The organism is Pseudomonas sp. AN-1 (assembly GCF_034057115.1).
Taxonomy (GTDB): domain Bacteria; phylum Pseudomonadota; class Gammaproteobacteria; order Pseudomonadales; family Pseudomonadaceae; genus Geopseudomonas.
Genome location: NZ_CP139195.1, coordinates 2652873 through 2665234, shown reverse-complemented (window position 1 = coordinate 2665234; position 12362 = coordinate 2652873). Strand labels below are relative to the sequence as shown.

The following is a 12362-nucleotide window of genomic DNA, read 5'->3' as shown; positions in this document are numbered from 1 at the left end:
CACCTACGGGATGGGCGCTTCGCCCATTTTTTGTTTGCACAGCATGCGGAGGCGATCAGGTGTCGAGCAAGCTAGAACAGTTGCAGGCCTTGCTGGCCCCGGTAGTCGAGGCCCTCGGCTACCAGTGCTGGGGCATCGAATTCATTTCCCAGGGGCGGCACTCCCTGCTGCGGGTCTACATCGATAATCCCGATGGCATCCTGATCGACGACTGCGAAAAGGTCAGTCGCCAGATCAGCGGTGTGCTGGATGTCGAGGACCCGATCAGCGGCGAGTACACCCTGGAAGTTTCTTCACCGGGAATGGATCGCCCCTTGTTCACCCTCGAGCAGTTCGCTGCCCATGCCGGCGCGCAGGTGAAGATCAGGCTGCGCTCGCCCTACGAGGGTCGACGCAATTTCCAGGGCGTGCTGTGTGGCGTCGAGGAGCAGGATGTGGTGGTCCAGGTCGACAACCATGAATACCTGCTGCCGATCGAGTCGATCGACAAGGCCAACATCATTCCCCGTTTTGACTGAGGCGCGGATCCGGCGGATCCCAATGGATTGCGAAAGGCGAGGCGTACGATGAGCAAAGAAGTACTGCTGGTAGTAGAGTCGGTGTCCAATGAAAAGGGCGTACCGGCCGGCGTGATTTTCGAAGCGCTGGAACTGGCTCTGGCCACTGCCACCAAGAAACGTTACGAGGACGAGGTCGACGTGCGCGTGTCGATCAATCGTCACAATGGCAACTATGAAACCTTCCGCCGCTGGACCGTGGTCGAGGAAGAAGCCCTGGAGAATCCGGCGGCCGAGCTGACCCTCGCCGAGGCGCAGGAGAAGCAGGAAGGCGCCAAGGTCGGCGACCTGATCGAGGAGAAGATCGAGTCGATCGAGTTCGGCCGCATCGCCGCGCAGACCGCCAAGCAGGTCATCGTCCAGAAGGTCCGCGAGGCCGAGCGCGCCCAAGTGGTCGACGCCTACCGCGAGCGGGTCGGCGAGATCATCTCCGGAACCGTGAAGAAGGCCTCCCGCGACAGCGTGATCGTCGATCTGGGCAACAATGCCGAGGCCCTGCTGGCCCGCGAGCACATCATCCCGCGCGAGTCGTTCCGCGTCGGTACCCGCGTGCGCGCCCTGCTCAAGGAAATCCGCAGCGAGAACCGCGGCCCGCAGCTGATCCTGTCGCGCACCGCGCCGGAAATGATCATCGAGCTGTTCAGCATCGAGGTGCCGGAGATCGCCGAAGGGCTGATCGAGATCATGGCTGCCGCCCGTGACCCGGGTTCGCGCGCCAAGATCGCCGTGCGCTCCAAGGACAAGCGCATCGACCCGCAGGGTGCCTGCATCGGCATGCGCGGTTCGCGCGTGCAGGCCGTGTCCGGCGAGCTGGGCGGCGAGCGCGTCGACATCGTGCTGTGGGACGACAACCCGGCGCAGTTCGTGATCAATGCCATGGCTCCGGCCGAAGTGGCGGCGATCATCGTCGACGAGGACACCCACACCATGGACATCGCCGTGGCGGCCGACAACCTGGCCCAGGCCATCGGCCGCAGCGGGCAGAACGTGCGCCTGGCCAGCCAGCTGACCGGCTGGACCCTCAACGTGATGACCGAGGCCGACATCCAGGCCAAGCAGCAGGCCGAGACCGGCGACATCCTGCAGCGCTTCATCGACGAGCTGGAGGTGGACGAGGAACTGGCAGAGGTGCTGGTGGAGGAGGGTTTCACCACCCTGGAAGAGATTGCCTACGTGCCCATGGAAGAGATGCTCAGCATCGAGGGCTTTGATGAAGAGATCGTCAATGAGCTGCGCGCCCGTGCTAAGGATCGCCTGCTGACCAAGGCGATCGCCACTGAAGAGAAGCTCGCGGACGCCCATCCGGCAGATGACTTGCTGGAACTGGACGGCATGACCAAGGAGCTGGCTGTCGAGCTGGCCCTGCGTGGCGTGCCCACCCGCGAAGACCTGGCCGAGCAGTCGATTGACGACCTGCTCGAGATCGACGGCATGACTGAAGAGCGTGCCGGCAAGCTGATCATGGCCGCCCGAGCCCATTGGTTCGAGTAAGTGGTCGCGGCCTGAGGAGAGAAGTGCATGACGCAAGTCACGGTGAAAGAACTGGCCCAGGTGGTCGATACACCGGTAGAGCGCCTGCTGCAGCAAATGCGTGAGGCAGGTCTGCCGCACAACCGCGCCGAGCAAGTAGTGACCGACGAAGAGAAGCAGAAGCTATTGGCGCACCTGAAGAGCAGCCACGGTGAAAAGCTGGAAGAGCCCAGCAAGATCACCCTGAAGCGCAAGACCACCAGCACCCTGCGGGTGGCTGGCAGCAAGACCATCAGCGTCGAAGTGCGCAAGAAGAAGACCTTCGTCAAGCCGGAAGCGGCCGAAGCGGTGGTCGCGCCCAAGCGCGAGGTGGACGACAAGCGTGTTGCCGAGGAGCGTGCGGCAGCCGACCGCGCCGCCGCCGAGGCGGCGCGCCAGAAGGCCGAGGCCCCGGCCCCCGCGCCGGCCCGGCCGGAGTCGCGCCGGCGTGTCGACGACGCCGAGGAAGCCCGCCTGCGTGCAGTGGCCGCCCGCCAGGCTGCCGCCGAAGCTGCCGCTGTGGCGGCAGCCCAGGTCGAGGCCGCCAAGCCGGCCACTACCGAGCGCGCCAAGGAAGAGGCTCGCCGCGCGGCACCCAAGCGCAACGAGGACGACGAGCGTCGCGATCGCAAGCAGGCCCAGCATCGCCCGTCGCTGAAGGAAAAGGCGCCGACTCCGCGCGTCGCTCCGCGCAGCGATGACGAGGACGGTTTTGCCCGTCGTGGCGGCCGTGGCGGCAAGGGCAAGCTGAAGAAGCGCAACCAGCATGGCTTCCAGAGCCCGACCGGCCCGATCGTACGTGAAGTGAGCATCGGCGAGACCATCACCGTGGCCGAACTGGCCGCGCAGATGTCGGTCAAGGGCGCCGAAGTGGTCAAGTTCATGTTCAAGATGGGCTCTCCGGTGACCATCAACCAGGTGCTCGACCAGGAAACCGCGCAGCTGGTGGCCGAAGAGATGGGCCACAAGGTCAAGCTGGTCAGCGAGAACGCCCTGGAAGAGCAACTGGCCGAATCCCTCAAGTTCGAGGGCGAGGCCGCGTCGCGCGCACCGGTGGTCACCGTCATGGGTCACGTCGACCATGGCAAGACCTCGCTGCTCGACTACATCCGCCGCACCAAGGTGGCGACCGGCGAGGCGGGTGGCATCACCCAGCACATCGGCGCCTACCACGTGGAAACCGATCGCGGCATGATCACCTTCCTCGACACCCCCGGCCACGCCGCGTTCACCCAGATGCGTGCCCGTGGTGCCCAGGCGACCGACGTGGTCATCCTGGTGGTGGCGGCCGACGACGGCGTGATGCCGCAGACCCAGGAAGCCGTGCAGCACGCGAAAGCGGCTGGCGTGCCGATCGTGGTCGCGGTCAACAAGATCGACAAGCCGGACGCCAATCCGGACAACATCAAGAACGGCCTGGCCGCGCTGGATGTGATCCCGGAAGAGTGGGGCGGCGATGCGCCGTTCGTGCACGTATCGGCCAAGGTCGGTACCGGCATCGACGAGCTGCTCGAAGCCGTGCTGCTGCAGGCCGAAGTCCTCGAGCTGAAGGCCACGCCGTCGGCCCCGGGCCGTGGCGTGGTGGTCGAGTCGCGCCTGGACAAGGGCCGCGGTCCGGTGGCTACCGTGCTGGTCCAGGACGGTACCCTGCGCCAGGGCGATATGGTGCTGGTCGGCGTCAACTATGGCCGCGTGCGCGCCATGCTCGACGAGAACGGCAAGCCGATCAAGGAAGCCGGTCCGTCCATCCCGGTCGAGATCCTCGGCCTCGATGGCACCCCGGATGCCGGCGACGAGCTGACCGTGGTCGCCGACGAGAAGAAGGCCCGCGAAGTCGCGCTGTTCCGTCAGGGCAAGTTCCGCGAGGTCAAGCTGGCCCGCGCCCACGCCGGCAAGCTGGAAAACATCTTCGAGACTATGGGTCAGGAAGAGAAGAAGACCCTCAACGTGGTCCTCAAGACCGACGTGCGCGGCTCCCTGGAGGCCCTGCAGGGCTCGCTGGAAGGCCTCGGCAACGAGGAGGTCCAGGTGCGCGTGGTCGGCGGCGGCGTCGGTGGCATCACCGAGAGCGACGCCAACCTGGCGCTGGCTTCCAGCGCGGTGATCTTCGGCTTCAACGTGCGTGCCGACGCCGGCGCGCGCAAGATCGTCGAGCAGGAAGGCCTGGACCTGCGCTACTACAACGTCATCTACGACATCATCGAGGACGTCAAGAAGGCGCTCACCGGTATGCTCGGCAGCGACGTGCGCGAGAACATCCTCGGCATCGCCGAAGTGCGTGACGTGTTCCGTTCGCCGAAGTTCGGCGCCATCGCCGGCTGCATGGTGCTGGAAGGTACCGTCCATCGCAACCGTCCGATCCGCGTGCTGCGCGACGACGTGGTGGTCTTCGAGGGCGAGCTGGAATCGCTGCGCCGCTTCAAGGACGACGTCGCCGAAGTGCGTAACGGCATGGAGTGCGGTATCGGCGTGAAGAGCTACAACGACGTCCGCGTCGGCGACAAGATCGAAGTCTTCGAGAAGGTCCAGGTAGCGCGCAGCCTCTAAGCGCCAGCGAGTGCTGCAAGCGCCAAGCCGGAAGCTCCTGTAGGATGCTTCCGGCTTGTGCGTTTCGGCTTCAGGGTTTTTTACGGATTACAGTCATGGCCAAAGAATACAGCCGCACCCAGCGGATCGGTGACCAGATGCAGCGCGAACTCGCGCAGCTGATCCAGCGCGAGATCAAGGATCCGCGTCTGGGCCTGGTGACCCTGACCGGCATCGACGTCAGCCGCGACCTGGCCCACGCCAAGGTGTTTTTCACCGTGATGGGGCAGGACGACAACGCCGAGAAGATCGCCCTCAACCAGGAGATCCTCAAGGATGCCGCCGGTTACCTGCGCATGCTGCTCGGTCGCGCGATCAAGCTGCGTACCATCCCGCAGCTGCATTTCCTCTACGACGAGAGCGTGCGCCGCGGCGCCCAGCTGTCGGCGCTGATCGAGCGCGCGGTGGCCGAGGACCGTCGTCACCAGGACACGGACAAGGAGTAAGGCGTGGCCCAGGTCAAACGCATCCGCCGCGCGGTCAGCGGTATCCTGATCCTCGACAAGCCGCGCGGCTTCAGCTCCAACGCCGCCCTGCAGAAGGTGCGCTGGCTGCTCAACGCCGAGAAGGCCGGCCACACCGGTAGCCTCGACCCGCTGGCCACCGGGGTGCTGCCGCTGTGCTTCGGCGAGGCGACCAAGTTCTCCCAGTACCTGCTGGACGCCGAGAAGGGCTACGCCACGGTCATGCACCTCGGCGTCACCACCACCACCGGCGATGCCGAGGGCGAGGTGCTCGAGCGCCGCGAGGTGAACTTCGACCGCGAACAGCTGGAGGCCCTGCTGCCGCGTTTCCGCGGTGCCATCCAGCAGGTGCCGCCGATGTACTCGGCGCTGAAGAAGGATGGCCAGCCGCTGTACAAGCTGGCGCGCGCCGGCGAGGTGGTGGAGCGCGAGGCGCGTTCTGTTACTATTGACCGGCTCGAGCTGACCCGCTTCGCGCCGCCGTTCGCCGATCTGGAAGTCAGCTGCAGCAAGGGCACCTACATCCGCACCCTGGTCGAGGATCTCGGCCAGGCGCTGGGCTGCGGGGCACATGTCGCCGAGCTGCGCCGCACCCAGGCCGGTCCGTTCAGCCTGGCGCAGGCGATCAGCCTCGACGAGCTGATCGCCGCCCACGAGCAGGGTGGCGCCGAGGCACTGGATCGCTTCCTCCTCCCGGTGGACTGCGGTCTGGAGCACTGGCCGGCAGTGCAGCTGTCGGAGCACAGCGCCTACTACTGGCTGCACGGGCAGCCGGTGCGGGCTCCCGAAGCGCCGAAGTTCGGCATGCTGCGGGTACGCGATCACCAAGGTCGCTTCATCGGTATCGGTGAGGCGACCGACGACGGGCGCATTGCGCCGCGTCGACTGATTCGGTCCTGAGGACCGGACGAGGGTGGCTGTCAGCAGGCACGGTCACTCCTCCATTCATGAAAACGGGGTACTTCCCCGGCCTGTTACCTCAGAGGAAAGTCCATCATGGCACTGAGCGTCCAAGAGAAAGCCCAGATCGTTAACGAGTATCAGCAAGCTGCTGGCGATACCGGTTCCCCGGAAGTGCAGGTTGCCCTGCTGACCGCCAACATCAACAAGCTGCAGGATCACTTCAAGGCCAACGCCAAGGACCACCACAGCCGTCGTGGTCTGATCCGCATGGTCAACCAGCGCCGCAAGCTGCTGGACTACCTGAAGGGTAAGGACACCACTCGTTACAGCGCCCTGATCGCGCGCCTGGGCCTGCGTCGCTAAGACGTGGCTCGCCGAAGCCGGGAGCTGGCGGTTCGGAGCGACAGGTGGGCCTTGGCCCGCCTCCGCCCCGGGGCGCCAGCTCCCGGTTTTCCCAGGGCATCCACGAAAGGCCGTGGCAGTCGCCTTTCGTAGATGACTTGCCGAGCGCGCCAGCGGGCGCGACTCCAGAGCTCCAGCGATTTCCCCAAGGCAACACAGAGAAGGAAAACACCGTGAATCCGGTTATCAAGCAGTTCCAGTTCGGTCAGACGACCTTCACCCTCGAGACCGGGCGCATCGCCCGGCAGGCCAGCGGCGCGGTGCTGGTCAGCACCGACGATGTCAGCGTGCTGGTCACCGTGGTCGGCGCCAAGCAGGCCGATCCGGGCAAGGGCTTCTTCCCGCTGTCCGTGCACTACCAGGAAAAGACCTACGCCGCCGGCCGCATCCCGGGTGGCTTCTTCAAGCGTGAAGGCCGTCCGAGCGAGAAGGAAACCCTGACCTCGCGCCTGATCGACCGCCCGATCCGCCCGCTGTTCCCCGAAGGCTTCATGAACGAAGTGCAGGTCGTCTGCACCGTCGTGTCGACCAACAAGAAGTCCGATCCGGACATCGCCGCGATGATCGGCACCTCCGCCGCCCTGGCCGTCTCCGGCATCCCGTTCGACGGTCCGATCGGCGCCGCCCGCGTCGGCTACCATGACGAACTGGGCTACATCCTCAACCCGAGCTACGAGCAGCTGCAGAGCTCGCGCCTGGACATGGTGGTGGCCGGTACCGAAGACGCCGTGCTGATGGTCGAGTCGGAAGCCGAAGAGCTGACCGAAGACCAGATGCTGGGCGCCGTGCTGTTCGCCCACGAGGAATTCCAGAACGCCATCCGCGCCATCAAGGAATTCGCCGCCGAAGCCGGCAAGCCGCGCTGGGACTGGCAGGCTCCGCAGGCCAACACCGTGCTGATCGACGCCATCAAGGCCGAGTTCGGCGAGGCGATCTCCAACGCCTACACCATCACCGTCAAGCAGCAGCGCTACGCCGCCCTCGACGCCCTGCGCGAGCAGGTGATCGCCAAGTTCGCCGGTGACGGCGAAGGCCAGTTCCCGGCCGGCGAAGTCAAGGAAGTGTTCGGCCTGCTCGAATACCGCACCGTGCGCGAGAACATCGTCAACGGCAAGCCGCGCATCGACGGCCGCGATACCCGCACCGTGCGCCCGCTGGCCATCGAGGTCGGCGTGCTGGGCAAGACCCACGGCTCCGCGCTGTTCACCCGTGGCGAGACTCAGGCCCTGGTGGTCGCCACCCTCGGCACCGCCCGCGACGCCCAGCTGCTGGACACCCTGGAAGGCGAGCGCAAGGACGCCTTCATGCTGCACTACAACTTCCCGCCGTTCTCGGTCGGCGAGTGCGGCCGCATGGGCAGCCCGGGCCGTCGCGAGATCGGCCACGGCCGTCTGGCCCGTCGTGGCGTCGCCGCCATGCTGCCGAGCCAGGCCGACTTCCCCTACACCATCCGCGTGGTGTCGGAAATCACCGAGTCCAACGGCTCCAGCTCGATGGCCTCGGTGTGCGGCGCTTCCCTGGCGCTGATGGACGCCGGTGTGCCGGTCAAGGCGCCGGTGGCCGGCATCGCCATGGGTCTGGTCAAGGAAGGCGACAAGTTCGCCGTGCTGACCGACATCCTCGGCGACGAGGACCACCTCGGCGACATGGACTTCAAGGTGGCCGGTACCGACAAGGGCGTCACCGCCCTGCAGATGGACATCAAGATCCAGGGCATCACCGAAGAGATCATGGAGATCGCGCTGAACCAGGCTCTGGAAGCGCGTCTGAACATCCTCGGCCAGATGAACCAGGTGATCGCCAAGCCGCGCGCCGAGCTGTCGGAAAACGCCCCGACCATGCTGCAGATGCGCATCGACACCGACAAGATCCGCGACGTCATCGGCAAGGGCGGCGCCACCATCCGCAGCATCTGCGAAGAGACCAAGGCCTCGATCGACATCGAGGACGACGGCAGCGTGAAGATCTACGGCGAGACCAAGGAAGCCGCCGAGGCTGCCCGTCAGCGCGTGCTGGGCATCACCGCCGAGGCCGAGATCGGCAAGATCTACGTCGGCAAGGTCGAGCGCATCGTCGACTTCGGCGCCTTCGTCAACATCCTGCCGGGCAAGGACGGTCTGGTGCACATCTCGCAGATCAGCGACAAGCGCATCGAGAAGGTCACCGACGTGCTCAAGGAAGGCGAGGAAGTGAAGGTGCTGGTGCTGGACGTGGACAACCGCGGTCGCATCAAGCTGTCGATCAAGGACGTGGCGGCTGCCGAAGCCTCCGGCGTCTGATCGAGCTGAGCGCATGACAGAAAAGGCCCTTCGGGGCCTTTTCTGTTTTCCGGGATCGGCGAGGGCGAGGCTCAGTAGCGGCGCTGGCTGCGGATCTCGGTGAGGCGGTTGCCCTCGAAGCGCAGGAAGTAGTACATGCCGCTGCGCGGTCCGTAGATCCACTCGTCGATGCGGACCTCCTCGTAGTTGCCCCAGTCGTCGCCGCGCTGGCGGTAGCCGATGATGCTGCGGCTGGCCGGCTCGCCGCACTTCTCCTGGACCTCGAGGGCGTGATCGCCGGTGCTGATCAGGGCGCTGCCACAGCGCAGGGTGGCGGCTCCGGCCGGAACGGCGAGCAGCAGCAGGGTCAGGGGCAGGAAGGCTTTCACTGGAATCATCCCGATGGTGGCTGGGGGGCATTCTGCGGGCCGAGGCGGCCGCTGTCGATTGGACCGCGCAGTCGCATGCTCATTCGCTGTCCAGATGCAGAGGCACGACGATGCGGCCGCCGGTGCCGGCGCCCTCGACGCTACCGACATCCAGCAGGTAGATGCGCTCGTCGGCCAGGCCGCCCTGCTCGACCAGCCAGGCCTTGATCGTGCGGGCGCGGTCCTGGGCCAGCTGGCGCTGCAGCAGCGCGCTCTGCGCCCAGGAGTCGAGCACGGCCTGGCGCAGGCGGACGGCGCGCTCGGGCTTCTTCAGCTCGCGCCATTCGGCCGGTGGCTGCTGGCCGAGGCGGGCGCGGTAGATGCCCTCGAGCAGGATCGCCTGCATGTCTTCCGGCACCTGGAGCTGGCTGGCCTCGGCCGGCACCTTGTCGCCGCGCCGCTGCAGCATGCGGTACCAGGTCTCCTGGTATTCGCGGGCCAGGCGCTGTTCGGCCAGCGGCGGGCCGTCGAGCGCGGCCACGCTCATGCCCTCGACCTCCAGGCGCAGGGCCGGGCGCTGTCCCAGCGCCTTGGCCAGCTTGCCGAGGCTGGCGCGGGCCTGCTCGTCCAGTTCGCTGGAGCCGGCGGCGAAGGGCACGCTGTCGAGCGGCTCCTCGCCGCCGTCGAGCAGGCCGGCGATCAGCTTGAACGGTGCCTGCACCGCACGCAGCATCAGGTTGCGCAGGGTCTGCCAGACGATCGGCACCACGCTGAACTCGGGATTGTTGAGGTCGCCCTGCACCGGCAGGGCGATGGCGATGTTGCCGTCGGTGTCCTTGAGCAGCGCCACCGCCAGGCGCACCGGCAGGTCGGTGGCGCTGGGGCTGTCGACCCGCTCGCCGAGCTGCAGGTCCTCCAGCAGTACCTTGTTGTCGGCGTTCAACTGGCCCTTGGTGACCCGGTAGTGCAGGTCGAGATTGAGACGGCCCTTGCGGATCTTGTAGCCGGCGAACTTGCCGGCGTAGGGCGTCAGGGTGGTCAGCTCGACGCGCTGGAAGCGGGTGGCGATGTCCAGCTGCTCCAGCGGTGCGAAGGGCGTCAGCTGACCCTTGATGCTCACCGGCGCGTAGCGGTCGACCTTGCCGCGGATGTCCACGCTGGCCGGCTTGCGCGACTGGTTGTCCAGGGTGCCGATGCGCCCGTTGAGTTGCTGGATGGCGGTGGCGAAGTTGGGGGTGAGCGAGAAGTCGGCGAAGTTGGCCGAGCCGTCGGCGATGTCGATGCCGCCCACCACCAGGTGCAGCGGCGGCTCCGGGCGGGTCGGTGCCGCCTTGGGCGGCTGCGGGATCAGCAGCTCCTTGACGTTGGTGCTGAGATCCTCGTTGATGATGAAGCGCGCGTAGGGCTGCTGCAGGCGCACGCGGTCGATGCGCAGCTGCTCGCCGTGGCGGTAGTCGAGGCCGTCGAGGTCGAGGGTCTGCCACCTGACGAAGTCGCGCCCCTTGAGGGTGTCCAGGGTGTGCAGCTGGCTGACCCTGGCCTTGCCGGCGAGGCGCAACGCCAGCGGCGCGGCGTTCTGCAGGTCGACCGCCAGTTCGGCGCCGAGCAGGCCGCTGCGCAGCTCCAGGTGGATGAACGGGCTGAGGTAGGCCTGCGCCAGGCGCAGGTCGAGGTCGCTCGCCTGCACCTTGAGCTGGCTGGCGAGCGGCCTGAGGCGCACCTGGCCGCTGGCCGCCAGCTGGCCATGGGCGCCGATGCCGCTGGCCAGCCTGAGGGTGAAGGGCTGCTCGCCAGTGCTGGTGGCATCCTGCAGGTCGAGATCCAGCGGGCCGATGTCCAGCGCCACGGCGGGGCTGGGCACGCGGTCCGCGAGGTGGGCGCGCCAGTCGCGCAGCTGGATGTCCCTGAGCTGCACCTGCCAGGGGCCGGCCGATGGCGCCGAGGCGTCCGTGCCGGCAGTCTGTTCCGTGGCCGTGGCCGTGGCCGGCGCGGCAGGCGTTGCACTGGCGTTGGCCGCTTCGCCGGCCGCGACCGGCTGCTCCGCCGTGCCGACGGGGCGCTCGCTGCTGCCGGCGGCCGCGGCGTGGCGCTGGAGCTGCGCCAGCTGCTGCTCGACCAGCGTCTGCCAGTCGAGGCGGCCATCCGCTTCGCGCGCGGCCCAGGCCTCCAGGCCCTGGCTGCGCAGCTGGCCGATCACCAGCTGGCGGGCGCCCAGGTCCAGGCTGGCATTGCCGGCTTCCAGGCTGGCCAGCCTGAGCAGCGGCTGCTCGCCCGGACGGTGCAGCTGCAGCGCCGCCAGGTGCGCCTGGCCGTCGCTCAGGATCAGCTGCGGTCCCGGGCTCAGACGCAGCTGGGCGCTGGCGAGGTCGAGGCGTTCGGCATCGAGCAGGGGCTGGCCATCGGCCTGCTGCAGGCGCAGGCCGCTGAGCTGCAGCTGGCTGTTGTCCAGCTGCAGATGCAGGCCCTCGCGCAGCTCGAGGCGGAAGTCGCTGGCCACGCTGGCCTGCCCTTGGGTCAGCTCCAGCGGCAGCGCGCGGCGCACGTAGGGCCACCAGGTGGTCAGGCCGATCTCGGCCACCTGCAGCCGCCCTTCGGCGCGCACGGGCTGCAGGCCCAGGCGGCCCTGCAGGTCGAGGTTGGCGCCGCTCGAGCCGCTGGCCTTGAGGCTGAACTCGCCGTTGTCCTCCGCGCGGGTGCCGATGTGGCGCAGTTCGAGGTCGAGGGCCTCGTAGCGCAGTTCGACCGGCGGCTGCGGGCGCTCGTCGAGCAGATGCAGGCTGCCGCCGCTCAGGGCCAGGCGGTCGACCAGCAGCGGGAAGGGCTCGCCGGCCGGCTTTTCTTCCGCGGCGCCCTTCGCCGGCAACCTGAACAGGCGCAGCAGGTTGAACGGCCGGTCGGCGGCGAACAGCAGCTCGACGTGCGGCCGCTCCAGCAGCAGTTCGCGCAGGTGCAGGGCGCCCTGCCACAGGCTGTCGACCTGCAGGTCGGCGTACAGGCGGGCGAAGGCCAGCTGTTCCGCCCCGGCCTCGCCCACACGCAGGCCGTGCAGGGTCAGCTCGAGGCTGAACGGGTTGAGCTCGATGCGCTCGAGGCGGGCCGGCACGGTGGCGTACTCGGCCAGCTTCTGGTTGGCCAGCTTGAGGCCGGCCCAGGGCAGCACGAGGAAGCCGAGCAGGGCGTATAGCAGGGGGGCGAGAACCAGCGCGGCGAGACCGCGTTTCAATCCTTTGGACATGGCCGGGCGCTTCTATCGGGCGTGAGCTGCCTTGGAGTATGGCATGCCCGGCCGGTTCCGATCCTTGCCGGCGCCGGCAG

The 12362-nt window shown here is 67.4% G+C and carries 9 protein-coding genes; 7 read left to right on the top strand and 2 right to left on the bottom strand.

All coding sequences use genetic code 11. The features are described 5' to 3' along the window. Positions 1-59: 59 nt before the first annotated feature. The 7 genes from rimP (at position 60) to pnp (ending at position 8700) form a co-directional block, all read left to right on the top strand. Positions 60-518: a ribosome maturation factor RimP gene (gene rimP, locus SK095_RS12520; RefSeq protein WP_136490471.1), complete on the top strand. Its 459-nt coding sequence runs from the start codon at positions 60-62 to the stop codon at positions 516-518. Positions 519-566: 48 nt separating this feature from the next. Continuing rightward, a complete protein-coding gene (nusA, locus tag SK095_RS12515; protein WP_136490470.1) occupies positions 567-2048 on the top strand; it encodes a transcription termination factor NusA in 1482 nt (493 codons plus the stop codon). Positions 2049-2075: 27 nt separating this feature from the next. After that, positions 2076-4613 (top strand): translation initiation factor IF-2, encoded by a 2538-nt coding sequence (gene infB, locus SK095_RS12510; protein ID WP_320546483.1) that lies wholly within the window; start codon positions 2076-2078, stop codon positions 4611-4613. 95 nt (positions 4614-4708) lie between these two features. Then, the gene (rbfA, locus tag SK095_RS12505; RefSeq protein ID WP_136489966.1) at positions 4709-5098 is read left to right on the top strand and encodes a 30S ribosome-binding factor RbfA; all 390 of its coding nucleotides are present in this window, start codon (positions 4709-4711) and stop codon (positions 5096-5098) included. A gap of 3 nt (positions 5099-5101) precedes the next feature. Further along, on the top strand, positions 5102-6016 hold the full coding sequence (gene truB / locus SK095_RS12500) for a tRNA pseudouridine(55) synthase TruB (RefSeq protein ID WP_136489967.1): 915 nt from the start codon (positions 5102-5104) through the stop codon (positions 6014-6016). 96 nt (positions 6017-6112) lie between these two features. Next, positions 6113-6382, top strand: coding sequence for a 30S ribosomal protein S15 (rpsO, locus tag SK095_RS12495; RefSeq protein WP_136489968.1), 270 nt, complete (start codon positions 6113-6115; stop codon positions 6380-6382). A gap of 212 nt (positions 6383-6594) precedes the next feature. Beyond that, positions 6595-8700: a polyribonucleotide nucleotidyltransferase gene (gene pnp / locus SK095_RS12490; protein ID WP_136489969.1), complete on the top strand. Its 2106-nt coding sequence runs from the start codon at positions 6595-6597 to the stop codon at positions 8698-8700. Positions 8701-8771: 71 nt separating this feature from the next. On the opposite strand, the gene SK095_RS12485 is transcribed toward pnp, so the two are convergent. Continuing rightward, the gene (locus tag SK095_RS12485; protein WP_136489970.1) at positions 8772-9077 is read right to left on the bottom strand and encodes a DUF2845 domain-containing protein; all 306 of its coding nucleotides are present in this window, start codon (positions 9075-9077) and stop codon (positions 8772-8774) included. Positions 9078-9147: 70 nt separating this feature from the next. Continuing rightward, positions 9148-12282, bottom strand: a complete 3135-nt coding sequence (locus SK095_RS12480) for a DUF748 domain-containing protein (protein ID WP_320546482.1) — start codon at positions 12280-12282, stop codon at positions 9148-9150. Positions 12283-12362 lie beyond the last annotated feature (80 nt).

Excerpts from the sequence above, each read along its gene's own strand:
- nusA (WP_136490470.1), top strand. The coding sequence starts at position 567 with ATGAGCAAAGAAGTACTGCTGGTAGTAGAGTCGGTGTCCAATGAAAAG.
- infB (WP_320546483.1), top strand. The coding sequence starts at position 2,076 with ATGACGCAAGTCACGGTGAAAGAACTGGCCCAGGTGGTCGATACACCG.
- rbfA (WP_136489966.1), top strand. The coding sequence starts at position 4,709 with ATGGCCAAAGAATACAGCCGCACCCAGCGGATCGGTGACCAGATGCAG.
- rpsO (WP_136489968.1), top strand. The coding sequence starts at position 6,113 with ATGGCACTGAGCGTCCAAGAGAAAGCCCAGATCGTTAACGAGTATCAG.
- SK095_RS12485 (WP_136489970.1), bottom strand. The coding sequence starts at position 9,077 with ATGATTCCAGTGAAAGCCTTCCTGCCCCTGACCCTGCTGCTGCTCGCC.
- SK095_RS12480 (WP_320546482.1), bottom strand. The coding sequence starts at position 12,282 with ATGTCCAAAGGATTGAAACGCGGTCTCGCCGCGCTGGTTCTCGCCCCC.